Origin of the sequence: Parapedobacter pyrenivorans, from assembly GCF_014636865.1 — a bacterium.
GTDB classification, from domain to species: Bacteria; Bacteroidota; Bacteroidia; order Sphingobacteriales; family Sphingobacteriaceae; genus Parapedobacter; species Parapedobacter pyrenivorans.
The window spans coordinates 1,136,021-1,162,827 of the sequence record NZ_BMER01000001.1 but is presented as its reverse complement, the minus strand read 5'-3'; the positions used below and the strand labels follow the sequence as shown (position 1 = coordinate 1,162,827).

The 26,807-nt window shown below is 49.8% G+C and carries 16 protein-coding genes; 3 read left to right on the top strand and 13 right to left on the bottom strand.

Features of this window, described 5'->3' with window-relative positions:
• Positions 1-449: 449 nt before the first annotated feature.
• The gene (locus tag IEV98_RS04555) at positions 450-1,034 is read right to left on the bottom strand and encodes a Crp/Fnr family transcriptional regulator (RefSeq protein ID WP_188504712.1); all 585 of its coding nucleotides are present in this window, start codon (positions 1,032-1,034) and stop codon (positions 450-452) included.
• Positions 1,035-1,109: 75 nt separating this feature from the next.
• On the opposite strand from IEV98_RS04555, the gene IEV98_RS04550 reads away from it, so the two are divergent.
• Positions 1,110-2,171 (top strand): hypothetical protein, encoded by a 1,062-nt coding sequence (locus IEV98_RS04550; protein WP_229738568.1) that lies wholly within the window; start codon positions 1,110-1,112, stop codon positions 2,169-2,171.
• 5 nt (positions 2,172-2,176) lie between these two features.
• On the opposite strand, the gene IEV98_RS04545 is transcribed toward IEV98_RS04550, so the two are convergent.
• Together IEV98_RS04545 and IEV98_RS04540 are read right to left on the bottom strand one after the other, a co-directional pair.
• Positions 2,177-2,731 (bottom strand): AAA family ATPase, encoded by a 555-nt coding sequence (locus tag IEV98_RS04545; protein ID WP_188504710.1) that lies wholly within the window; start codon positions 2,729-2,731, stop codon positions 2,177-2,179.
• A gap of 11 nt (positions 2,732-2,742) precedes the next feature.
• A complete protein-coding gene (locus IEV98_RS04540) occupies positions 2,743-4,074 on the bottom strand; it encodes a MutS-related protein (protein ID WP_188504709.1) in 1,332 nt (443 codons plus the stop codon).
• 141 nt (positions 4,075-4,215) lie between these two features.
• Here IEV98_RS04540 and IEV98_RS04535 point away from each other — a divergent pair, with 141 nt between their 5' ends.
• Both IEV98_RS04535 and IEV98_RS04530 read left to right on the top strand, forming a co-directional pair.
• On the top strand, positions 4,216-5,154 hold the full coding sequence (locus IEV98_RS04535) for a ring-cleaving dioxygenase (RefSeq protein ID WP_188504708.1): 939 nt from the start codon (positions 4,216-4,218) through the stop codon (positions 5,152-5,154).
• A gap of 5 nt (positions 5,155-5,159) precedes the next feature.
• Positions 5,160-5,783, top strand: a complete 624-nt coding sequence (locus IEV98_RS04530) for an alpha/beta hydrolase (protein ID WP_188504707.1) — start codon at positions 5,160-5,162, stop codon at positions 5,781-5,783.
• On the opposite strand, the gene bglX is transcribed toward IEV98_RS04530, so the two are convergent.
• From bglX to IEV98_RS04480, 10 genes are all read right to left on the bottom strand, one after another.
• A complete protein-coding gene (gene bglX, locus IEV98_RS04525; protein WP_188504706.1) occupies positions 5,784-8,078 on the bottom strand; it encodes a beta-glucosidase BglX in 2,295 nt (764 codons plus the stop codon).
• Positions 8,079-8,100: 22 nt separating this feature from the next.
• Entirely contained in the window at positions 8,101-9,597 is a 1,497-nt protein-coding gene (locus IEV98_RS04520; RefSeq protein WP_188504705.1) for a sulfatase family protein, read from the bottom strand.
• A 12-nt stretch (positions 9,598-9,609) separates the two neighbouring features.
• Positions 9,610-11,376 (bottom strand): family 43 glycosylhydrolase, encoded by a 1,767-nt coding sequence (locus IEV98_RS04515; RefSeq protein ID WP_188504704.1) that lies wholly within the window; start codon positions 11,374-11,376, stop codon positions 9,610-9,612.
• 9 nt (positions 11,377-11,385) lie between these two features.
• Positions 11,386-12,738: a glucoamylase family protein gene (locus IEV98_RS04510; RefSeq protein WP_188504703.1), complete on the bottom strand. Its 1,353-nt coding sequence runs from the start codon at positions 12,736-12,738 to the stop codon at positions 11,386-11,388.
• Between the two features lie 13 nt (positions 12,739-12,751).
• Positions 12,752-14,758: a glucoamylase family protein gene (locus IEV98_RS04505; protein WP_229738567.1), complete on the bottom strand. Its 2,007-nt coding sequence runs from the start codon at positions 14,756-14,758 to the stop codon at positions 12,752-12,754.
• Positions 14,745-15,809 carry a LamG domain-containing protein gene (locus tag IEV98_RS04500; protein ID WP_188504702.1) on the bottom strand — a complete coding sequence of 355 codons (1,065 nt, stop codon included), beginning with the start codon at positions 15,807-15,809 and terminating at the stop codon, positions 14,745-14,747. Before IEV98_RS04500 ends, IEV98_RS04505 begins: the two co-directional genes overlap by 14 nt.
• A gap of 29 nt (positions 15,810-15,838) precedes the next feature.
• Entirely contained in the window at positions 15,839-17,374 is a 1,536-nt protein-coding gene (locus IEV98_RS04495) for a RagB/SusD family nutrient uptake outer membrane protein (protein WP_188504701.1), read from the bottom strand.
• 19 nt (positions 17,375-17,393) lie between these two features.
• Positions 17,394-20,447 carry a SusC/RagA family TonB-linked outer membrane protein gene (locus IEV98_RS04490; RefSeq protein WP_188504700.1) on the bottom strand — a complete coding sequence of 1,018 codons (3,054 nt, stop codon included), beginning with the start codon at positions 20,445-20,447 and terminating at the stop codon, positions 17,394-17,396.
• Positions 20,448-20,789: 342 nt separating this feature from the next.
• Entirely contained in the window at positions 20,790-23,681 is a 2,892-nt protein-coding gene (locus tag IEV98_RS04485; RefSeq protein WP_188504699.1) for a ligand-binding sensor domain-containing protein, read from the bottom strand.
• A 343-nt stretch (positions 23,682-24,024) separates the two neighbouring features.
• On the bottom strand, positions 24,025-26,454 hold the full coding sequence (locus IEV98_RS04480; protein WP_188504698.1) for a TonB-dependent receptor: 2,430 nt from the start codon (positions 26,452-26,454) through the stop codon (positions 24,025-24,027).
• Between the last annotated feature and the right edge of the window lie 353 nt (positions 26,455-26,807).

Below are 26,807 nucleotides of genomic sequence, written 5' to 3'. Positions count from 1 at the left end.
CAATGGAAGTCCGGACACCTTAATATTGTTGCAAATTATCCGCTTTGCCAGGAATTTAAGGCCAAGTTAAAAATACCAGTCAGAACGTTTCCCCGCTGCTAAAAGGGTAAAGCTCATCGTAGGGTAAGTGTTGACTCACTTATTTTTAAAAAAAACCTTTGCTGTAATCGTTTATATTATTACGTTTGTAGCCACGACAGGGGAAATGGTTTGATTCAAACGCTTTTAGCTTGTTTTGCAAGAAGTCAATGAATCGTGAATTACTCGATATTGTAAACATAAATTGATGATAGACTTCCAAGTCTTTAAACTAGGAAAAAACTCGCTAACCAGTTATAAACCTATTTTATTTGTTTAATTTTTAAGCAAAAGACGGCACTAAGAAAGGTACTTGGCGCCGTTTTTTTTGCATATAGTCCATTAAAATCTCCAGGCAACCGGAAAACTGATCAATCTCTGCGCGTAGCCAGTCGCCGTCGCACTTTGCTCAAGAATTCGGGTGTCATACCCAAATAGGATGCAATGTAGTGTTGCGGTACCCGCAAGGCAATCTTTGGATATTGTTTTATAAATTCCACATAGCGCTCTTCGGCTGTTTTGGCAATCGTGCGGATAAGACGGTGTTCTAATGCCGATAAGTGACGTTGAATCATCAATCGGAACACCCGTTCGAACTGGGGTACCCTGGCTAGCAATTCTTCCTTGCGGGCCGGATTGAGCATCAGCAGGTCGCTGTCCTCCATTGCTTCGACATACAACAAAGTGGGTGTACGCTCATGGAAACTACCAATGTCACCCACCCACCAGTCCTCCACCGAAAACTGGAGAATGACCTCGCTTCCATTTTCATCGATATAAAAAGTACGGAGGCACCCCTTTACAATGTAAGCCTCGAAATCGCATATTTCGCCTTCACGTAGCAGCAGTTGTTTCTTCTTGATGGATTTGGGCTTGAGCAGACTGTTGAATACCGCAATATCTTCCGGCGAAAAGGCACCGCAACGATTTACGTAGTCATTGATGGATGTAAACATAAGGAACCGTGTTGCACAACAAACATAAGGATTATATATTTCCTTTTTTTGTGTTTCTTTGCAGGGATGAATACGATGTCTACCCGTTATCTTAGATTGTGCCTTGTCGGCTTAAGCCTGTCGTTATTTTTCAGTGCTTGCCAGTCCACAACTAATGGCGGCTATGTAACCGAGGCATCTGCCCAGGAGCCCGTAGATGGATCCGTGCAGGATTCCGTGGCGACAGCGGATACAACAGCAGCAGAGCCTTTGGGTATCGATGCTGCGTCATACCAAGCCAAGCTCGAGGTATTGGCCAACGGTGATACTACAGGGCGCTGGCCCGTGGCCGACCAACCTTTACCTCATCAGGGCGCGATTTTACCTTACAAGCGTATAGTGGCTTTTTATGGCAATCTCTATTCGGCGAGGATGGGAATCCTGGGTGAACTGCCACCCAAGGAAATGCTAGCAAAACTCGACAAGGAGGTGGCAGCCTGGAACACTGCCGATACGGCCACCGAAGCTATTCCGGCGTTACATTACATTGCTGTGACCGCCCAGGGAAGTGCCGGCCGCGATGGCAAATACCGTGCCCGCATGCCGTTTAGCCAGATCGACTCCGTGCTCCGCATTGCAGAAAAGCGCGACGCCCTCGTGTTTCTCGACATTCAGGTTGGATTTAGCACGCTGGAGGCAGAGCTCCCTCGTTTGGATACGTTTCTTCGCATGCCGCATGTGCATCTGGGTATAGACCCCGAATTTTCCATGAAAGACGACCTGCCCCCCGGCAAACGGATTGGCCATTTTTCGGCCGCAGACATCAATTTTGCCACAGCGCATCTCGCAGAACTCGTGCGGGTGCATAGCTTGCCACCAAAAGTATTGGTTGTCCATCGTTTTACACAGGGAATGGTAAAAAATTACGATCAGGTAACGTTACGGCCGGAAGTACAGGTTGTCATCGATATGGATGGTTGGGGTGCTCCCGCCCTGAAAAAAAACACGTATCATACCTATGTTTTCCGTGAACCTATCCAATTTACGGGATTCAAATTCTTTTACAAAAATGATTTGATACCGACACCCCACCGGATGATGACATTAGAAGAAGTGCTAAAGCTCACACCCCAGCCGATTTATATCCAATATCAGTGATCGGATCAGCTGTAAGATAATGAGTCTATCATAAACTTTACCCGCTCCTCAATAGACAGCTTGGGCAACTCCACGAGCTTATACCCCAACTTTCCATACGTGTCCACCATCACCTCGTACGTCGCCACAGCTTCGGCAAAAGATTGTTTCCGTTCGTCATCGCCATGATAGATGGCCTCCCAGGGTGGGGTAATGAATACCTTTGGGAAATAACGATATTGTTCGGCAGCAGTGGACATCGCCTTCGGCACCGGCAAACCACACAGTGTCAAGTAGCCGATGGCATCCGGGAGACCGCGATCGAAGAACGTCAGTAATCCACTTTCCACCGCAGCACTGTAATCCAATAGGGCTTGTTTAAACATGTCATTTGCATAACCTTCGCGGTTCATCCAAGGCAGGTTGGTACCGCCAGTTTCCAATTGATGACGGATAATCGTGCGACCCGACTCATGCATACACCGATAGCCTAAAGTCTCCAAGTGGTTGATAACGGAAGTTTTGCCCATACCCGGCCCTCCGGTAACAATGATCAAATTGGTATTGGCTGTTTTGTTCATGAATTTTCAAATCAATTTATTGCCGTCGGCAGATCTCCCTCCAACAACTCAAAGACCCCTTCATTCTTCAATATCCATAGACCGATGCGATCGTCCGTAATGCCTTCACGCAGGCGGTAGTCAAATACCGGCTTTCCATCGGCGATGTGGGTTGGTAGGTAGTTGAATTTAATCTTTTCATTTGAAGCAAGCGCATGGGCGACCTCAACGATATGCGTAGAAATGACAAAAAAGCCTTTATTGAGTCCGGAAAATGCCTGCAGAATACGGAGTGAGCCATCGTAGGCATCCTTGACGTTGGTGCCGCGAAACAGCTCATCAAAAATGACAAGTAGGCGGTTAGATTGACGAATCTGCTCCGCGACGAGCTTCACCCGCTTCACTTCGTTATAAAAATGGCTATAGCCCTCATTGATATTGTCCGCTAAGTTAATCGTGGTGACGAGTCCCTCCAGTATGCATGTCCGCATCCGCGCAGCAGGCACTGGAAAACCCAAATGGGCAAGGTAAACCGCAATGCCCATAGCCTTCATCAACGTAGATTTTCCCGACATATTGGCACCGGTTACGAAGTTTACCCGCTGACCGCCGGTAAGCGATAAGCTATTTGCCACGGGGTTGCCGATTAACGGATGGAAAACGTCTTCCACCACCACGCTTTCATTTTCATGGAATTCAGGAAACGTGAGATGCATGGTTTTGGAAGCCTTTGCAATGGCGTAGTAGGCATCCAACATATAGACCTTCTCCAGCAGTGCAAGAGCCTCCTCGTGGTATTTTTTTCGCAGCAAGAAATCCATTCGCTCCACAGCATATCGCTTGATGCGCTTCTGGGGCATCGCTACATACACCGCAAGTAAAGGGTGTCTGGTTAGCTTTCCAAGAGACTCCCGAAGGTCCGCCAGCAATGGGCTATCAGCAACGGGGGGATAAGCTTCACAAAGTTTTGCGATGAAGGCCAACATGTCGAATAATTCCGCGATACCCCGGCGCTTGGTGTAGTAAGCCTGGTTGGGCGAAAAAAAATGCAAAACGGCATTGCGAATACCCGTGTAGACCGAAAATGACTTAGGTCGGTCGGGCCGTTTCAGGTAATAATCCACAAAATCCACCGCAGTTTTATCAAATACAAGCTCCTCCACGTTGTCCATCAAGAATCTAATAGTTGACGTACGCTTCTGGAGGCGATCGCGATCGGTGAGCGGTTTGCCAAAAAGGTCGCGCAGGGCATCTTCCCCACCGTAGGTAATGGTTTGGTTAAAACATGCGAAGACACTGCCCTTACTGTCATCAAACAATTGCAGGTCAGCGATCGTCTGCTTATCCAGATAAAAATCACCCATTCACAAACTTACCTAAATTTGCATTGGAAACATATATTTCATTGCCGAAAACCATTCCGTTCGATTCTTGTCCTAGATTAATGTAGGAGGAAACGGGCCGCCTTACCTTTGTACCAATAAAGAAAAGAAAGGAACAATATCATGGACAACAGGATCTTGGGTTTACATCACATCACCGCCATCGCCAGCGATGCCAAGCGCAACTACGATTTCTATACACGCGTGCTGGGCCTACGGTTGGTCAAAAAGACCGTCAACTTTGACGATCCCGAAACCTACCATTTCTATTTCGGTAACGAGGTAGGCACTCCGGGCACCATCCTCACCTTCTTTCCGTGGGGTAATCGCGTGAGGCAGGGGCGGCGGGGTACCCAACAGGTCACCGAAATTGGCTATGCTGTGCCATCCGGAAGCCTTGATTTTTGGAAACAACGCCTCGAAGCCAACAATGTTATCCTCAATAATGTGGCTGAGAAATTTGGTGAACAATACCTGACCTTTCTCGACCCCGACGGACTCAAACTGGAGCTCACCGTACCGCAAACACCGGATACGCGCATGCCGTGGCAAACCGATGCGGTGAATGTCGAACATGCAATCCGTGGCTTCCACCACATCACCATTACCACGAATAAAATGGACGCTACGGCGCGGGTGCTCACCGAGATTTTTGGCTACCACTCGCTGACACATGAAGTAAACCGGCACCGGTTTATCACCGATGCCGTAAAGGAGGCCTCCCTTGTGGATATCGTTGAAGCGCCGGGTGAAGCTATTGGGGTGGTGGCCGGCGGGTCGGTACACCACGTGGCATTCCGCGTCAAAGATGAGACTACCCTGATGCATTTCAGAGAAAAGGTGATCGAACAGGGACTTCACATTACCGAAAAAATAGACCGCAATTACTTCTATTCCCTCTATTTCCGCGAACCGGGTGGCGTATTGTTTGAAATCGCTACGGATAATCCGGGGTTTGCAACCGATGAGGCCGTGTCCGAATTGGGAAGCGGCTTGAAACTGCCGCCGCAATATGAAGGGTACCGCGATCGTATTGAGCAGGTTTTACCGCAATTGGATTAATGATCATGTACACACACGAGAAACAATTTATACAAGCAGGCAAATTGGCTGCACACGCCAAAAAGGCGGTGGTACTGCTCCATGGGAGAGGCAGCACTGCACAAGGTATACTTTCCCTCCAGCGTCACTTACAGCTGGAGGGCGCCTTGCTGCTTGCGCCCCAAGCGACCAATAATTCATGGTATCCCTATAGCTTCCTTGCTCCCGTGGACACGAATCAACCCGCACTGGGATCGGCATTGGCGTTGGTGGAAGAGGTCGTGGCCGAAACCGTCAAACTGGGTATCCAGTCGGAAAACCTCTATTTCCTAGGCTTTTCCCAGGGTGCGTGCCTCACGCTGGAATATGTAGCTCGCCATGCTAAGCGCTATGGGGGAATCGTTGCCTTCACCGGCGGACTTATCGGCAAATCACTGACCCAATCGAACTATCAGGGTGATTTCGCGGGCACTCCCGTTCTGCTTACATCGGGCGACAACGATCCACATGTTCCCTTACACCGGATTGAGGAAAGTGTGGTTATCCTTCGGGATTTGGGCGCAGCTGTCACCACGGAAATCTATCCCGGAAAGCCACACAGCATCAGTGCAGACGAAACACTATTAGCCAACGAACTGGTATTTAGCTGACTAATCCTTCAGGAAAAAGCGTTTCTCTTGTACATCGCGTGAATTCGTTCCCACGAAGACGATAAATTCGCCGGCTTCGGCTACATGTTCCAAATCCGCATTATAAAATTTGAGGTCTTCTTCAGTGAGGTCAAAGACTACCCGTTGTGACTGACCGGGTACCAGTTGGATTTTCCGGAACCCTTTGAGCTCTTTGACAGGCCGGGTTACCGACCCTACCAAATCGCGGATGTACAGCTGTACAACCTCCTCACCTGCGTATTCGCCCGTGTTGCTTACTTCTACGCTTACCTGCATCTTCCCGCTCCGTTGAAGCGTATCGGTACTCAGCATAAGTTCGCCGTAGGTAAACGTGGTATAGCTTAGTCCGTACCCAAAAGGATAAAGCGGATCGTTGCTTACGTCGAGATAGTTCGAACGGAATTTCTGGAACCATTGCCCATCAGCCAATGGCCGACCGGTATTTTTATGGCTATAATACAGCGGCAGTTGACCCACATGTTGCGGAAATGTAGCCGGCAGTTTTCCCGACGGATTCACATCACCAAACAGTACATCAGCCACGGCCTTGCCTGTTTCTGTGCCTCCAAACCATGCGTTTAAGATCGCCGGTACATGTTCATTTTCCCACGTGAGCGTAAGCGGCCGGCCCGTAAACAATACCAATACGACCGGTTTACCGGTTTTTAACAACTCGATTAGCAACCGTTGCTGCACTGCCGGGATGCCGATGTCCGTACGGCTGGAAGCCTCGCCGCTCATCTCCGAGCTTTCCCCCAATGCTGCAACCACAACATCGGCCTGCTTAGCTACCTCCAGCGCCTCGGCGATGATCTCAGCTTCGGGGCGCTCATCGCGCGGAATGGTCCGGCCAAATAGTGTTGCTCGTTCCTGATAAGCAGAGTCCGCCAGCAGGTTGGAACCTTGGTGGTAAACGATATTGACCTGTTCGCCCAATGCCGCTCGCATCCCTTCCAGCAGCGAAGGCGTGTTTTCCAAGTCGGCGCTCACACTCCACGTGCCCGGCATGTTACTGCCTGTATTCGCGAGTGGACCAATAAGTGCTACAGTACCCGCTTTCTTTAAGGGCAGCAGTTGCCCATCATTTTTGAGCAATACGAATGACTTTCCAGCCGCTTCGCGGGCCTTTGCCAAATGCGTGGGGTGGAGGATGGTCTGTGCCGCGCGTGCTTCATCGCAATAGCGGAATGGATCTTCAAACAATCCTAATTTGTATTTAGCCTCCAAAACAAGTCGGCAAGCCCGATCGATATCCGCTTCGCCGACCTTTCCCTCATCCAGTGACTTCTTCAGCGTGGTGAGGAATCCTTCACCGACCATGTCCATTTCCACCCCAGCCTTGAGTGAAAGCGCGGACACCTCCTGTAGGTTACCTAGCCCATGGTCGATAAGCTCGTTGACCGCCGTGTAATCTGTTACTACGAAGCCGTCGAATCCCCATTCGTTACGGAGCACATCAGTCATGAGCCATTTATTGGCTGTGGCTGGCACACCGTTTATATCGTTGAAGGCCGTCATTACACTACCGGCACCCGCATCGATAGCCGCTTTGTAAGGTGGTAGGTACTCATTATACATGCGATGCAGGCTCATGTCAGTGGTGTTGTAGTCACGTCCGGCTTCCGCCGCGCCGTAAAGTGCAAAATGCTTCACACACGCCATCAGCGTATTGTCCGCGGAAAGGTCATTACCCTGGTAGCCATGCACCATAGCCTCAGCGATACGTGAACTCAGGTAAGTGTCTTCACCGCTGCCTTCGGAAATACGCCCCCAACGGGCATCGCGCGAGATGTCTACCATGGGCGAAAACGTCCAATTCAGCCCATCAGCAGACGCCTCCTTAGCGGCGATGCGTGCCGTCTCCCGGATCAGGTCCATATCCCATGTAGCGGCAAGTCCCAATGGAATGGGAAAAATCGTTTTATAACCATGGATGACGTCCAGACCGAAAATGATCGGTATCTTTAACCGCGAATGGTTTACGGCCAGCTCCTGCGCCGCCCGGATACGCGGTACGCTCGTCATACTGAATATCCCACCTATTTTGCCTGTCTTGATCTTGGTCTCCACATCGGTGCTAACAATCGAACCGGTAGTCACCTCTCCCGCGGTAACCAGGTTGAGTTGACCGATTTTCTCATCGATGGTCATCTGCCCCATCAGTCCATCAATAAAATTATCCATGCTTGTGTCGCGTTGTTGCGCGTTTACGAGATGTGTACCTGTGCCAATCATTACGGCAATTAAAATGAGCAGCGAAGTCTGTGTACGCATGTTTCAAAAATTTTGGCCTGTATTAATACGTTCCGCGAAAGCGGTGATCGTTACGTTTCTGATAAATCTTTTTCAACGGTATCTGCATGCCATCCGTGGACTCCATCCAATCCCATAGTTCTTTCTTCAGCTGGCCGGCGATTTCCTGTGAAGCAGGGTCTCGGATGAGGTTATTCATCTCATATGGATCGGCCTGCAGATCATACAGTTCATTGGTATCCCAAAGTCCCTGATTGAAAATGTATTTGTAGCGGTCTGTGCGGACGGCAAAAATGGTAGGGGTCTGCGGAAATGCCCATTCCCAATAGTATTCATAGAAGACCTTCTCGCGCCATTCATCAAGGGATTTGCCTTGCAATAGCGGCAAAAAGGAATAGCCCTGCATCTGCGCCGGCTTGGCCATGCCTGCGACATCGAGAATAGTGGGGCCGATATCTACATTCATCACCATTTGCTCGATCTGCGTATGTGGTTTAATGAATTGGGGTGACCACGCCAATAGCGGCACCCGCATCGACGCTTCGTATGCGTTACGTTTGTCGATCAACCCCTGCTCGCCGAACAGGAAACCATTGTCGCCCATGTAAATAACCAGGGTGTTTTCCGCCAAGCCCTGCTGTTCGAGCCATGCAATTACCGAACCGATGCTTTCGTCTACGCTGCGCAGGGTTTCGCAGTATTGTCGATAAAAATCCTCGAAGATAATCTGTCCGTCATACATATAATCCACCCCATGCCAGCTGTAACGCTGCTTACGTACCCAATCCGGAATACCGTCAAGGTTCACGGGTCCGTCATACGGTGTTTCAATACCCACGCGCCTACTGCTATCCGTAGCGGTGAGGTACATGGAGGGCGGGCAGATAATGGGCATGTCTTTATAAGTGCCGCGATGCCTTTCCGCTGGGGCAAACTCTGCGTGCACCCCCTTGTGCGAAAGGTAAAGGAAAAATGGCTGATCGCTATTGAGCGTCTTTAGCCAATCGATGGCGTAGTCTGTCAACAAATCGGTGGTATAACTTCCCTCCGGCTGTTTGACCTCCTTTCCATTGATGTTGAAGGTGGGTGAGTAATATACGCCTTGGTCGCGAAAGCTCACCCATTGATCAAAGCCGGGCTGCACGCCACCGTCTTTATTCCCCATATGCCATTTTCCGAAAAATCCGGTTTTATATCCCTTTTCCTGCAGATACTGCGGGAAGAATGTCAGGCCCTCCGGCAAGGGCGCATTGTTATCCACAATCGTGTGTGTATGGGCGTACTGCCCCGTAAGGATGGATGCCCTGCTGGGAGAACATAGCGCCGTGGAAACAAATGCGTTTTGGAGATGGGCGCCTTCCTGAGCCATGCGATCCATGTTTGGAGTTTCCAGATCCGGCACTTTATCCATGAATCCCATAAAGTCGTATCGGTGGTCATCGCTCAAAATGAAAACCACATTATAGGGCTTATCCGTAGATTGGCCGAATGAAGCTGCACACCACCAGCAAAACCCGAAAAATAGACCGATCTTTTTCATTTCTTCTTCAAACTAATCAACACGTTTTACTTCACTTCTTACCGACACCCCATTCTCATTGACGGCTTCGATGCTGAAGTAATAAGGTTGCTGGCTGTCCATCGCTTTATAATAATATTCATTGGTACCGTGTACCATAATGCAGTTATACAACTTGTCGGGTGCCAAGCCCGTATAAATGTTATATGCGTAGGCGTTGTCCACCGGGCTCCATTTCAGCCAAGCACTGCGCTTGTCTTTTTCCGTCCGTAGAATGATGAAATCGTTGACCGAAGCTGGCTTGACCCCCTGTCCCTTGCCGAACACGCGGAAGCCACTGACGGCAAATTTACCTGTGGGCATGTGGATATTTTCCAATTTGATGTATCGGGCTTTCACCGGATTTTCCAATTCCACGTACTCATGTGGGACGTCCATATCGTTCTGGCTTTCGTCTTTAAGTACCTTCCACTTACGGCCGTCTTCGGAATAAGACAGAATATACTGGTGATAAATGCCCTCCATTTTGCCAAGAAAAGCACTGTCGGCATCCTGATCCGCATAGTTGATCTGCACGGCATGCACCGTGCTCACCTCACCCAAATCACTCTGTATCCATTCGCCGCGGTCGCCCGTGGCGGCACTCCAGTAGGTTTTCATGCTTTCGTCTACCGCATGGTTAGCTGGATAGGCTGCTCCCAGCATGGACGATACCTGTACGGGCTTGTTGTAATTGAGCAGCATCCAACCCGTAAACCGGCTCTCGCGGTGGTCAGCGGGACCATCCGGCAAGTAATGCGGATAATCGCCAAATGCCGTATTGCAATACATGATGTCGTCTTTATCAAACCCGGCGGGCCACATGCCCAATCGCCGTTCAAAATTATTTTTCACACCAAGGGCAATCGTAGCGACATGCCAGTAATTACCGTCGTTATCCTGAAAGGTAGCACCATGGCCAGCCCCACGAGCAAATCCACCCGGCTTGTAACTTAGGGGATCCGACTGTGTAGTAAACGGCCCCAACGGGCTATCACCCACTGCCACACCATCGGCGTAGCCGCTGAATTCGGTACCCGGCGCTGCATATTGCAGGTAGTACTTACCGTTATGTTTGGTCATGTGGGCCCCTTCGATAAAGGGGTCGAGAAAAGTATTGTCCATGTATTCGCCGAAACGCTGCCAACCGTAGCGCCAGTCTTCGAGGAAATACAGTTCCTTACGTGCTCCAAGGGGCTCGAAGGTTTGGCGATCCAGTTCGACACCATAGAGTGGATAGCGGTTGCTACTGCCGTTGTACATATAGAAACGGCCATTGTCATCCGTAAAGAAATCAGGATCCCAGCCACCGATGGAAAAGGAGTCTATGAGTGGTTGCCACTGGTTTTCTTTGGGATTCGTACTCATCCACAGCGTAAACTTGTCGGTGTAGGTAGACCCGAATACCAGCATGGTATCGTCAACAATACCCACGGCCGGAGCACACAGCTCGTCGTATACATCGCCGTTCCACGGCCGCAGGAATTTCTTGGATACAAAATTCCAGTTGGATAGGTCGCTGCTCCACCAATACCCCCACTGGTTGGTGCTGAACAAATAATAGTCCCCTTTATAATTCACGATAACCGGGTCGGCCGTCGCACGATGTCGCCCCCATTCGGAAAAATTGGGAATGGGTGTATAACCGTAGTCGATGTTGATCGGGTTGCAATAGGTACGAGGCGTTTGAGCACCACTCATCCCAGCACACAGTACCCACGTGGTAACGATCAGCCAAAGGTATTTTACAGGATATCTCATTGTCTGTCACTATATGTTCGGGCTTTTAAACCCCAGTTTCTTCAATCCATCCTTGATTTCGGGTGCCCCCATGAATAACTTCCAAAGCAATCCCGTCCGATGGTTTTCAATCATCACGGTTATCGGCCCTTGGTCGATAGCCAGGTAGCGTTGCGGAAACCAATTATCGGTCTCACTGTAAGCATCATAAAACCCATACTTGCCCCAAATTTTGTCTCCGAGTTGCTCATAAAGATACCGCATCACCTCCATACTGTACTCGGGCGTATATGGAAATGACGACAACGCAGCGGTGGGCGAAATGACACCCAGATCATTATCGGGATTGTGCGCCGAATAACCATTGCTGGAATAGCTCGCCGTAAATCCCCACGCCTGCTTACCATACCCTTTAAAGCCTTTCGGATTTTCGACGGCGTAGTCGTGATGGATGAGTGCATGATTACGGTTTAGCTCCCAATAATCCGCATACTCGTCTTCTAGTCCACGGGGATCCAACCCAAGGTAGGAATAGTGAGACCAGAACAATGGTCCCACGCCATTGCTATCCGGCACATTGTGCTTGAGGATAAGCGGGTGCCCATACCGTTCCGCGGTCGATTTGATGGCACCGCTACGTGCCCACCCCTCGTGATACACCGCTGCGGGCACACCATGGGTGGGCGAGGAGGCAGCAAGGACATACGTGATCAGGCACTCATCATAGCCCCTGATGGGATGGTTGGCCGCCCAGCCCGCCGTGGGGCTCCAATGCCAGTAAAGCACGTTTTGCCCACCTTGGCGGTACCAATCCCATTCAATGGATTTCCAGAGGGTATCGGCGCGTGCAGCCAATTGCTTTTCATGTTCATTACCCTGCTGGAAGTATTCCCTTACGCAAATCAACGCTTGCGCCATAAAGGCGGTTTCCACAAGGTCGCCACCATTGTCATTCTTGCTAAACGGCTTGGCCTTGCCTGTAGGCCCATCCAACCAATGCGGCCATGCGCCATGGAACCGGTCGGCCTTTTCAAGGTAGCCGATCACTTGTTCGAACCGTTCGACACCGGCTTGCCGTGTGATGAAATTGCGTTCTATACCCACCAATAAAGTCATCAAGCCGAATCCACTGCCTCCGATGGTCACGACCTCTTTATCGTTCTGCGGGTATTCACCATCGATGTGGATGCGTTCACGGGCGAGGCCCGACACGGGCTCCGCACCTTCCCAGAAATACTGGAAGGTTTGGCGTTGCACCAGCGTGAGCAGTGAGTCATCCGGCAGGGTGGCATCGTTATTATTTGTACCCTTTTGTGGTGTACCGTTGCAGCCGGCAAATGCAATGACTGTAATTAGTAATATCGTTGTTATTGTATTTTTCATCAATCAGTCGTTATTAAAGTTTCGGGCTATCAAATCCCAATTTACGCAGTCCAGCCTTGATTTCGGGTGCGCTCATAAACAAGTCCCAAAGCAAGCCCGTGCGGTGGTTTTCAATCATTACGATGATTGGCCCCTGGTCAATAGCGAGGTAAGAATCAGCAAACCATTGCTGGGTAATGTTAAAGGCGTCATGAAACCCATAAGGCCCCCAAAGCCTATCGCCCAATGCGTAGTAGAAAAACTTCAGTGCATCCATCGATTTATCCGGGGTATACGGAAACGCCGAAAGCGCGGCGGTTGGTGTGATTACTCCCAAGTCGTTGGTGGGTGAATGTGCCGAATAGCCTTCGTGGTTATCACTCGCTGTGAGTCCCCAAGCGTTCTCACCGTAACCGATATAGTTCCGCGGATTTCGGACACTATATTCATAATTAATTAACGTATGGTTTACATTTTGCGTCCAATAATTGGCATATTGGTCGCTTAGGCCCCTCGGGTCGATGCCAAGGAACGAATATTGGCTTAAAAACAGCGGACCGCCATACTCCACGCCTAGTGGCAGCGCGATACCCTCATAGATTGCCCCGTTGCGCATATCACCGTCCCTCGCCCAGCCACTGTCATAAATGGTCTTGGGGATACTGTGTGTCGGTGACGCAGCAGCCAATACGTAAGTAATCAGACTCTCATTCCATCCACGGATAGGGAGGTTCATTGCCCAGCCTTTATCCGGCGACCAATGCCAGTACAATACATCCTGACCATCCCGTCTGTACCAATCCCATTCCACAGTCTGCCAAAGCACATTGATGCGGTCGATGAGCTGCTTTTCGGCTGGTGTGGAAGTTACCAGATACTGCCGCACGGTGATCAGCCCTTGCATCAGCAGTGATGTTTCCACCAGATCGCCGCCATTGTCGTTGGCACTAAACGGCATTACCGCGCCGGTATTGCCGTTAATCCAGTGTGACCAAGCACCGTGGAAACGGTCGGCCGTTTCAAGGAAACTGACAATGCGCGCTAGTCGTGCAACACCCTGGCTACGCGAAATAAATCCCCTTTCCATGCCCACGATCAACGCCATGATGCCAAAACCGGAACCACCGCTGGTCACCAAATCACCCGAGGTATTGCGCTCACGGGCCATACCGCTGGCGGGATGCGCAAAATCCCAGAAATAATTGAATGTTTGCCGTTGTACCAGGGTAAGCAATTCCTCATCCGGGACAACCGGAAACTTTGGTACAGGATCAATTGCGGTGAAGAGTGTCTTGGTCAATCCCGAAAAGCGCTCGCCCCCTGCCCCCATTAACGCATCCGAAATACGCAGCTCATATTTGGTAAGCCCTTTCAGTGGAGTACTGCTCACCAGCGTAACCGATTGCCCGTCGGCAGCGATATTCAGCTGCATATTGGCCGTGCCTGCTGCCCCCACCAATGTGAAAGCCTGTTGCACAGTCGCCTTATCAAGTGGGCTAGAAAACCGAAGGGTCATTTGCAATTCGAGGGGTATACTGGCCAGCACGTTATCCTGCCCTATATTTTCGCCACCCACCTCGATGGCTGCCACCTGCAGGTCTTCCATCATGGTTTTGAACTGGATATCATAGCCTGGTCCACGGCTGCCATCTGTACCCCGAAGTTGTTCGGAGACTGCCAGTTTATACGTTGTGTTACTACGCAATGGGCCACTGGGGTGCACTACCACACTAGCCCCGCCCGAAAGGAACGCCAAACTTACTGCTACAGGCTCGCCATCGTGGCTTAGGGAAATGGCCGCATTGGCAGTGGATTGATCTACCGGCTGCGAAAACACCACGGTGATACTCCGGTCTAGCGGCAACCCGTCTACAACCGTTCCATCGAGTGCAAGGGTCACCTCACCAACCGACACCTGTGAAAGCGTGAGCGTACCGACCTGATTTTTCTTACACCCTGCCAATAAATAGGCAACAACTATAAAACAAACCAATCGTATCGGTACGCCCATGCTCATCTGCTGACTACTAATTATCTTCAACAATCTGTTGTATCTCTTCCTGTGTCAATGCTTTGTCGAAAATACGCAGTTCGTCTATCAAACTCAGGTCTGATAGGTGACCCCATTCGGTAAAATTGGGTGCGCCTGAACCGATGGTGAGGACATCACTATTTGCCCAGCTAACTCCGGGATAGGCTCCCTGGCTTACCACATTGCCGTTGATGTACACGGTACATTGGTCACCAGCAATCGTAAACGCAACATGTACCCAATCGCTACCTGCATCAATATCCGCCGCAGCACCGCCATCAAACCAGTTGTCTCCGGTGCCATTGCCGACATTGAGTTTGATTCGTTGCTTAGCACCCGCTGCTTCCCGGAATAAACGGAAACCGCTTGTCCGATTATTGTTCGTTGGGTCTGGAGGGCTCACCGTCAAAATACCCGCGCGGTCTGGCACGGCATTCACTTTATACCAGAACGATGCGCTGAACTCGTCGCTGATTACATCGGCAGCGGGCAGCGTCAAGTAGCCAGCGGTAGCACCGGCATAGGCGCGACCCGACTTGCCTGCGGCAAAACCCGGGCTTCCCACTTTGGTGGCACTGATATTCTCCAAAAGATCGAGGTAAACATCGCCCTCGAACGGCATGTATAAGATTTCACCGTCGTATTTGGCTTGATATACATTGCTGATTTCGAAATCATAGCTTTTGGTCGTACTCTTGCCAGATGCGTCGGTGGCGGTGACGTCAACCGTGTAGTCGCCAATGGGCAGTGTTTCACTAAGATGCGCTGCCGCTACCCGCCGGTAGTCTTTGAAACTATCCAGTGTGGTCAGTGGGCTTCCATTGAGTGCAACGGAAATCGACGTAATCTCGATATCGTCCTTTACCTCAAATTCGAAATTGATCTGTGTTGATTCCTCTGTAAAGGGAATCAGCACAACGGCTGTCGACGGATAGCCGATCGTTACCTCGGGGGCCGATTCGTCTGCTCCGGGTTGTACGGGTTTGATGTCGTCGATATAGCCCTCTTGGCACGACGCGGCAACAAGCAGCAAGATGAGCAGTTTAATGATATTTTTCATTTCAATGCTTAATTAAGTTTCTAATTGGTCTACTGATTTTCGTCCCTCAACTGTGGCAGTAGATCCTGTTGGTCCAATGGATAAGGATAGAACCGATCCGTGCCTGCATCATACGTACGCCCACCATAGGATAGTTCGGCCGTGCGGTCATGGCGCACCACGTCATAAAACCGGATACCCCACTCGCCTGCGAATTCCGCAAATTTTTCATCCAGCACCTGATCGAGTGTAACACCGCTCAATGGCCCGAGGCCCACCCGATTACGTACAGCGTTTACCGCAGCATCCGCCGTCATCACCGAGCTTGTGGCACCGCTGGTCAAGGCCTCAGCGTGCATCAACAACACTTCTGCATACCGGATAACGGTAAAGTTTTTATTTTCGCCGTATGCCGTGCGACCGGCTGTCAGCATGGTTGACGGCCAGTAGTGTTTACCACTGTAGAATTTGGTCCGGACACTGTTGTTAAACACATCGCCATCCGCGGTGGTATTCGATATCCAGCTGGGTGCGTCGGGGTACGCATTGCGCAAATCCGTGATGCCATCCGGCGTGAAAATCACGGTTGATTCGAGGCGCTCGCGCTCACCGCGGTCGAGCATGAACTGGATATACTTCATACTAGGTTCCCAAAAACCCCAGCCGCCGCTGGAGCCGCTTCGTGCGGGTGTCCAGCTCGTCGGGCCAAAGAAATCCCACAAGTATTTGTTGGAGGCACCCGATCCCGTGCCATAGTCCGAATACTGGAACTCCAATAGGTTTTCGTCATTGAGCTTACCACGGAGTTTAAACAAATGATAAAAATCGGGCTCCAAAATAAACAGTCCACTATTAATGATCTGGCCGGTGGCATCGGCGACTGCGGGATAGTTTTTTAGTTCGAGGTTGGCCATCGCCTTCACAGCAAGTGCCGTGTAACGGGTAACCCCGCCACGGACATCCGAACGCTGGTTTGGCCGTACATCCGGCAGTAGTGGAATCGCTTCATCCATCAGCGCCGATATATGCTGCATAACCGATTCAAAGCTAGACAACTCCACGTTGAGCAGCTCAGAAGGTTGGGAAGACGTCGGTATCAATATCCTCCCCCAAAGACGGGCTAATTGCAGGAACTCAAAGCCCTGCATCACCTTGATCTCCGCAATGTATTGCTGCGCCGTTGTCACATTGGCGCCTGCCGCTTCGTATTTCTGGATTTCCTCGATGGCTCCCTGCCAATAAATCAAATCACTGTAGAGGCTGGTCCACGAGTTATTCATCGCCCAGAAATTGCGGTCGTACCGAAAACTATCGGCCTGTGCAAACAGCGGTTGGTCACCGCGCCCGCCGATGTCAATATCATCTCCCCGTACACTGAGGGTTGGGTAAACTTCCCACCCAAAGTCATACAATTGATTGTAAGCACCATACAGCATCAACACCATGTTCTGTGTTTGTGTATAGTCCGTTCCCTCAGCAATCTGCTCATTTTCGAGCGGTTCATCCAATAAACCGCTACACGATGTGCCGAGCAATAGTCCAAAGAATACCATCGCCCCGTATTGGATATTTCGTATCGCTTTCATAATGTCTTTCCTTAATGCTTTACAGTTTAATGGTTACACCCAAGGTATAGATAGCCGGTATGGGATACACTTCGCGGTCCACGCCATCCGCAACTTCCGGGTTAAAGCCGTTGTATTTAAATACCGTCAAGGGCCGCTCCGCAGTGAGGGTGACCCGGGCTTCCGGCCAGGTCACGCCATTGATTTCCTTACCCAAGAATGAATAAGACAGACGTACATTCTGCAACCTGAAGTAAGAACCCTCTTCCACGAAATAGCTACTCATGACCTGATTCCACGCCCTCCGCAAGCCGGACGCCGATGGATAATTCTTCGACGAAGGTCGACCTTCCGCCCATAAATTGGTGGCCAGATCGGCATCGATATTGGTATCGTTGGTGAAAATCATTTCACCGCGCTTACGATTCAGTATGTTATATCCGGTTTGCCCTTGCAGCAACGCCGCAAATTCCAGTTTCTTATACCGGAAACCCAGATTGGCGCCCCATGTGAAATCCGGCATGTAAGAGCCCAATACCACGCGGTCTTTATCGTCGATAATGCCATCGCCGTTTTGGTCCTTAAAAATCAAATCGCCGGGTATCAAACTTTTGGAAGCAATGAAGTCCGCATTGTAGGTGTTTTGAATTTCTTGTGTATTGTCGAACACTCCAGTTACTTCATAGCCATAGAATGCTTGGTACGGGTGCCCAATGATGGACCGCTGCCGGAATTCAGCCGAGCCAGCATTCAGACCATCAGCGCCACCGAGCCCCAGCACTTTATTTTTCAGTGTAGCGATATTTCCACCGATGTTATAAGAAAAATCCGCTGACAGGTTGTCGCGCCAATTGAGGTTGAGCTCCAGCCCTTGATTGCGGATCTCACCCACACTCCGGCGTTCGGCAGATGCAAATACCGGCGGCACGATGGTCACCGCCAGGTTGCGCGTGTCGCGGATAAAGTAATCGGCTTCCAGCGACAGTCGATTATTCAGGAACTGCGCATCCAGACCGAAGTTTTTCTCTACCGTAGTTTCCCATTGAGTGATCAGGTCGAAAGTCGGATTCAGCCGCCTACCGATTACCCGCGTTCCATCGATCGCACCATTATTTTCCTCTACCGTGGGAAGCCCCACCGAAGGACTGATCGCGTCGTTACCCAACTGTCCCCATGATACCCGGAATTTCAAGAAATCGACACCTTCCACATCGAAGAAGTCCTCTTCAGACAGTACCCATCCGGCACCCACAGTAGCAAAGTTACCCCACGTCTTCTGAAATTTATTGTTGCCGTCTCGCCGGAATGTACCGTATAATAGGTAACGATTATCGTAGTTATAGGCTGCCCGACCAAAGAACGAGAAGAATTGCAGGTTGGCATTAATTGCTTTATCGTCACCATCATTCGCATCACCGATTCCATCAACGTCGAATTCGGTGGCATTGGAGAGATACCAAAACTGTTCAGCTGCACGGGAGGGAGCCGGCGCAATGCCGGTTCCCCTGGCATAAAGTAATTCGGCATACTCACTCCGATAAGACTGCCCCAGCACCACATTCAGGTTATGCTTACCATAATTATCATCATAGGTTAGGAAATTGTCCCATACCTGGTCAAGACTCGACGTATTCCTTCGCCGAATGGCCGATTGGTGTTGCGTAACCCCGTCATTGTATTCAAAATCGACGCGCCGCGTATTGACGAAGCCAAGCCCATAATTATACTGCGTGCGGAATTTGAGCTTGTTTTCCCAAACATTGACCTCCGCATGGAAATTACCCAGCAATTTAGCCACGTGATTACGGTTATCGATATATTCCAATGGGAAGAACGGGTTTTGGCTGCCGCGGTAGCCGATCTGCTGTGCGTTGGCATATTTCACTGGTGCGGCGTTGGCATTCCCGTCGTCAAACACCGGCAGAATCGGTACCGCAAAATAAGAACGGAACCAAGCGGTATTTTCGCCGTTGTATTGCCGGGCCGTACTTACGTTGAAGTTGCCGCCAACATTCAGCCAATCTTTTACCTTGCTATCCACTTTTACACGGAAGTTCAACCGTCGGTAATCGTTGCGCTGCAAATCCAGGAGCCCTTCCTGGTTGAAATAGCTACCGCCGATAGAATAGCGCGTGCTCTCACTGCCACCGGTAAACGAAAGGTTGTGGTTTTGGATGGGAGCGGGGCTCATGATCTCGTTGTACCAATCGGTGTTGACATCGGGTATACTGGGGTCTACCCGGCTGCGGCCATACCGCTGCATAGCGTTTTGTATCAAGGCAATATCGGCTGCGCTCCCGGTTTCGTTAATGTACCGGACAAACTGCTGGGTATTAGCCATTTTCAGCACGTTTTGCGGATTTTGTATGCCGTAGTACGCATCGTAGATGATTTCGCCCGGTTTGTTGTAGGCTCCCGATTTAGTTTCAATCAGCACCACGCCATTCCCGGCCCGTACCCCATAAATCGCCGATGCCGAAGCATCCTTCAATACGGATATTGTCTCGATATCATTGGGATTTAAGAAATCGATGTTGTCAAAAAACATCCCGTCGACCACATAGAGCGGCGCAGCATTTCCTTCGAAGGAGCCGATACCCCGCAGCCGTACAGTAGGCGATGCACCTGGCGCACCGTTACTTACGATCTGCACACCGGCAACCCGTCCCTGCAAAGACTGCATGGCTTGGGCGTTTGGCGTTTTTGCGATGTCGTCTGCCCGAACGGTAGCCACAGCTGTGGTTAGGTCGCGTTGCCGCTGCGTACCGTAACCCACTACAACAACCTCGTCCAACTCGGTCCCCTCAGCCTCCAATACCACGTCGACTGTAGTCCGACTGGCAACCGCCACCTCCTGTAAAGCGAACCCCAATGAACGGAAGACCAACGTATCCGTAGCCGCCGCCTCAATGGAATAGTTCCCTGCCGCATCCGTCTGTGTGACTTCAGTAGACCCTTGCACCATCACGGTCACCCCAGGTATTCCCCCGGATGTGAGCGCATCGGTCACCTTGCCACTTACTCTGCCTTGTTGCGCTTGCGCAAAACCAGGAAACATGCAGAGTAGTAAGAAGCATGTAAATAAATTCCTCATGTTGTTCTCAATTTGGTTTTTAATAATTGTGTGTGTTGTCCTCCAGCCAGCAAATGCTAACATTAATTGGCTCATATGAAACCGATTAAAGGCTTCATATGTTTTACAAAAATGTGATGTATCGACCGATGCGGCAAAAAAAAGGCCTACACATCCCTACATCACCTAGCTAAAAATTTCTCAACCCAACCCGCACAACATACGTAATTACCTAATAATCAAATTATTAAATCCTATACACAGCTACTCACTTCAGATTCAACTGTGTACAGGATACACTATTTAGTATGAGAGGTAATGATGTAGTGAAATAGAGGTGTTGAAAGGCGTGTGAAAGTTGAATCAGACCTCTATTAGAAATTCAGTAAGGTTCTTACTTTGCGCAAGGCTCAATTTCTTGCGCAATCGGTAGCGTCTTATTTCCACGCCCCGCGTCGTAATATTGAGCAGTGATGCAATCTCCTTGCTGCTCATGTTCATCCGCAGATAGGCACAGAGTTTCAAATCGTTTGGCACCAATTCGGGATAGTCGGCCTTGAGTTTCTTGAAAAAGTTCTCATGCGCTTCGTTGAAGCTCTCCTCGAAGACGTTCCAATCCCGCTCGTCACTGCGGGCGTCCTCAATGATCTTGTTGATTTTGCGCAGTTGCTCATTAGACAGCTTCCGCCCCTCGCTATCATGGAGCTCCAGCAGTTCGTCATGCACATTATTCAACAGTTCATTTTTGTACACAATACTCATGGCGGTATTTGCCAACTCCCTGCTTTTGCTCGCCAAATCCCGTTCCAGCTGTTCGTTCTTGAGCTTGATGAGCCGCTGTTCGCTTTCCTCCGCTTCTTTAGCCAATATTTCTCGTTGCTTCTTGGCCATATTGGCCTGTATTAGCTCGCGGTGCTTCTGGATTTTACGACGATACCATCCACGCCCGGCAACCAGCAGGAATACAAAGAGCAAGGCATACACGAGAAATGCCCCCCAAGAGAGCCACCATGGGGGCAGGATCGTAAATTGCAGCGCAGCAATACCCGATATTGTGCCATCCGGAGCCATCGCTCGTACCTTAAACAGGTACTTCCCCTGCCGCAGGTTGGTAAATTCTTTTTGAGCGGCCTCACTCCAATCGGACCATGTGCGGGAGTATCCCTCGAGGTAAAACTGATAACGCAAAGGTATGGCACTATACCAGGGCAAAGCATAACTGATGCGGATATTGTTGTGCCGGTACGGAATTTCGGGATCAATGCCCGCCGCGTACCACCTGTCCGAAAGACTGTCCGTGATATTATTGACTGCACGAATAAGCGGGGATGGCAACCGATTTTTGGCGGTCAGTGAATCGTCTGCTTGATAAATAGCAAAGCCGTCGTCAAGGCTAATCAGGTAGACATCATCTTTGACCCGGTTGATGTTTTCATAAAATTTTATCATCCGGCCGTTCAACGTGGCAAATTGGGTAGAGTCTACCTGGACTGCACCTTTAGCTCCAAAATGGACAAGTGAAATCCGTGCACGGTTGATAAACCAATACCGATCGTTATCTGCATGGGTGATTTTATTGGAAAATGCAAATGAGCCCAGCTGTATATTTAATTGATCATATGGATAAAACCTGTCCGTGAGTTCGTCGTAGCGATAGAATCCACTATCTGTCGCAAACACAGGTTTTCCCGCAAGTTCCATCACATTGGTAAAGGTACTTAGCGGCAACCCGCTGGCCGTATCATAAACCTGAACCTCCTCGATCTGCCGAAGCTCCGCATCCAGTGTGAGCAACCGCAATCCCTTATAACCACTTGCCCAAACCTTGTTGTCTGAAACGGGCATAATAAATTGTGTGGGGTCGTTGTAACCGCTCACGCGATGAGAAAACCGCCATTCCCCTGCCTCCCGCTCAAAGACCGCCAACCCCGTATACGTGCCTTGCAACAACATATGGGGTCTACCTGCGGCCGGCCGCAGAATCCAACCTCCGGTGACGGACGATAACTTTACAAGCCGATTGTCCAACACCTTGTACGTACCATCGTTGTGCCCACAAAGCAGCTCACCATTTGCCACGGTGAGATCCCATACCTGACCTTGCGAGCCTTCAACCAACGCAAAGGTAAAGGGATGATAGCTTTCACCCACCGACCACGGGCTATAGAACAATCCTTGATTGGTACCCAAGTAGATATTGCCTTCGAATATGCGGGCAGCATATACTGTACCGATACTGCCCGTATTATCTGCATAGTAATATAATGGAGCATGGATTTCAATTCGATCGATTCCATTGTCGAGCCCCACCCAGATATTCTGCTGAAAATCCAGCTGCATACCGAGCACCGTGTTGTTCTGCAGGCCATTGCCTTTATGAACGTGTTGTACGATATGGCCTTCCTCGTCGATAACTACCACGCCTTGGAGTATGGTGCCAAATGCGTAATAGTTACCCAGCACATGCAGGCCATTGTTTAGCTGAGCCTCCCGAAGCACGCGGTCGGCAGCGTTATCCCATTTCCGTATCGTGCCCGTGCTGTCCATCAAAAACAACCCCGATTTGGACGTACCGATAAGGATCTCATCATCCTTATAGGGCAGCATGGTCAGGATGTTTGCGCCATGCAATACATCCTTGTCCTTTAGTGGCACGAGCTTGTCTCCGGTTAGTTCGTGGAGGCCGGAGGGGATTAGCTCAATAAATGTGCGCCCACGTACCTGATGCAAGAAAAGAAAGGGCTGGCCACCGCCTCTCACGGTATGCAGGCTATTATTCTCGTAGATGTATAACGTCGAAAACGTCTGGAAGAAGACGCGTTCGCCGTCAATGATGATTTTCCACACCTCATCCCGTACCCGCTCCCCATCATCCAACAACCGGCTGATCGACTGATAACGCATCTGTTCGTAGCCGGAATCCTCCCAATACCCGAATTCAGCAAGACCACCCGTATAAATCCTACCGCTACTGTCTATGGCCACGCTTCTTACCGTACTTTTATTGGGCAGTTGGTGTAACGTCCAGTACTGCCCGTCGAACACCAATAGCCCATCGGCATTGGCGACATACATGATTCCGTTTTTCCCCGTGGCTACCGCCCAGTTCTGGTTGCCCGCCTTGTAGTCGGATTTGGTATACTGCTGTACCAGAGGAGAACCAATGCGTTGGATGTCCTGTGCCCAGCCAATGGTACCCAAGGCAAGGCAAGTAAGTGTAAAAATGGTTGCTATCACTGGTTTGACCCTATCCATTCCGCATCATGCTTACGCAAACATAAGGATTTCGATGAGAACAGAAAAGGTCCTCGGAAACGTGGGCGAATGATCGGCAAATAACACCTTACTGAAACTTAATATTTAAAAGTAATAATAGGGAGGTAATACGTGTTTAATAGGGAGATCATAGGGGAAAACACGGATAATTTACTTATTACCTATTAATAATAGACGACTAAATTTTTAATGTTTTTAGGAATCAATGTGGAGTCTTTCTAGCGTTGGATGGTTACACGTTAGGCATAACCGGGGAATTAAAAAAAACCGCCGCCGATTCCCATCAGCGGCGGCGAACCACAAATTTATATGCCCAAACACACTAAGGCATATTTATACGGCTTTTTTCCTCACTCTGGGTCTCACGGCGGGCGCCGTTTTTGAGGGTCCCAAAGTTGTAGGTGAGGGTAAGCCGCGCAACCCTTGTTTCATTTTTCTGATTGATAATGGCATGCAATCCCGCAAACCGAGTGCGCACGTCCTGAATACGGGTATCGAAGATGTCGCTGACCGAAAACTTGAGGTTTGCTTTTTTGTTGTAAAACGACTTGTTTAATCCGGCATCGATAGACCATTGAGCTCCGATTCGGTAGACGCTGTAAATCAAAGACGATTGGTAGTTGGCCGATACCTCTGCCGTGAATGTGGGCCAAATCGTAAAGGTATGGTTGCTGCGCAATTGCCAGGCAAATTGCCCCTGATCGAGTTGCTGCCCATTCAATACCCCATCAAACGCCATGTAGAAGGCATTGAGGTTGGTATTGGTATCCCACCACTTGGCAATCTTTACCGGTGCGTTGACATTGGCATACCAGATGTCCTGCTTGGCCAGGTTATCCCGCGATACCCACGTCTGTTTGGTTTCGTCATTTTGGTTCATCGACTCGGCGATGACGTCATTCGTGCGACTATAGCCGGCACTCAAATTATATCGTTGCAGCAACGTGTATGAAAAATCGAACGCATGGGTGTATTCCGGTCGTAAATATGGATTGCCGCGTTCAAACGTATATTGATCGAGGAAATACTCAAAGGGATTGAGATTGCCGTAGTTTGGCCTGTTGATACGCTTGCTGTACGAAACGCCCATCTGGTGGTTGTCTGAAAGGTTGTAATTGACAAACACGCTGGGGAAGAAATCGATATAATCGCGCTTGATGCGGTTGCCCAAGGTAATGGAATTGCCGTCTGACACGGTATATTCGCTACGCAGCCCTGCTTGGACGCCCCATTTCCCCAGTTGCGTATGGTAATTGAGGTAGGCTGCAGATACCTGTTCTTCATATACGAAGTGGTTGGTCCGGTTCGCTGCGTTCTGCCACACGCCATCTACCTGATTTTCAAACCGCATATCGTTATCTGACGCCACATTGCTGTATTTCATACCGGCTTCCAGCTTATTGTCCTTTCCAAATGGGTGGGTATAATCCACCTTTGCCACCCGGATATCGATAATGGTCGGCATATCACTGCGTGATACCAGAGGCTCATCTTTCATATCGCCCGAAGGCAGGTAGAGCGTATTGCTGTAATTCGCTTTGTTGTAGTTCGAAAACCGGGAGATGTCTACGTCTGCCACCAATTTACGGCCATTGCTGTCTATGTTAAACTGATTATTTACATTGACCGCCAAGCTCGTATAATTCCCATCAAAAATGGAAGAAGTGGCCAGCGTGGAATCGGGCGACAGGACAGTCCGGCCAATCAACGTATTGCTCGAATTGTCATTGTCATTGCCACTGGCGTAGCCATTCGTCGAAACGCCAATCACATTGCGGTCGGATGTCTGGTAGTCTATGCCGGCACGGTAGGAGTGACTGGAATTGTGCCGTATAAAATCAGTGTATTGCTGGAAATCCGTGTTGGCACCACCCGGTTGCACAATGGAACGGAAAATATCGAATTCATTGCCACCCCGATTATTCATATAGCTATAGATACCATATACATTAAGCGGACCTTCTTTGTGATTAAGATTGAGCGATGTATTGGCCTTATGGCCAAATCCGTAGCCTGCACCAACCGTTACCGATCCATTGGTACCCGCCATCCGGTTTTTTTTGAGCACGATATTGATCATCCCTGCGGTACCTGAAGCGTCATATTTAGACGATGGATTGGTAATCAGTTCGATGGATTTGATGGTGTTGCCATCCGTATTGCGGAGGAAGTTGGCCAGCTGATCTGCCGAAAGGTGAGTTAGTTTGCCATCGATCATGACGGTGACACCCTGCTTGCCCATAAGGCTGATGTTGTCATCTTTATCCACGGTTACGCCCGGAGATCGTTCCAGAATATCCATGGCTGTATTGCCCGCCGCCAATGTGGAGTTTTCTACATTGACCACAAGCATATCCGGTTTGCGCTCCACCAGTGGGCGCTGGGGGGCTGTCACTGCGACTTCGGCAAGTACTGTGTTTTCATTTCGGAGTATCAAAGCGGGGATTTCCTTGCTACCTACTTCCGAGGTAATCTTCAAGACCTCACTGCTTGCATCTTCATATCCCACAAGCACAGCCGAAATGCGATACTCGCCGTATTGGACGCCCAGGAATGCAAAGTTACCCTGCTCGTCAGGAAATATAGTCCTCACCACGGAGGAATCAGTTGCATTCAGCAAGTTTACTGTTGCCAGGTCAAGTGGTTTTTGTTGCTCATCAACCACCCTGCCTGAAATGGACGCTTGCTGCGCATATGTTCGGGCACAAAAAGTAGTCAATAGAATGGTAAAAACGATATAAATGTGTTTCATCCTTGTTATCCGTTGGTACAGAGATTCCCCTTATCAAAAAGCCAAACGCCTTCTAATTGACTATTAATCTGTTCGTTGTGTACCGTTTATTTCTTTAGCCGCGTACGGCAGCCGTTCCAGTTTTTTGTATTGTCGTGTCTGTGAGCTTCCGTTATTTCTGCACCGGCATTATGTGGTGTTTATTCTTTTAACCCTGTGTTTGTCCATATGACGCTTGGACAAGCCCAAAAGTTGCATCGCATCCGCAATTAATTTCAACGTCGTTACTTTCACCGGTTGCACAAAAGAAGCTATTCTGCTTTTCACCCAAAAATAACATTGACCAATAGTGCTTCTGGCGTGACGAATGGACA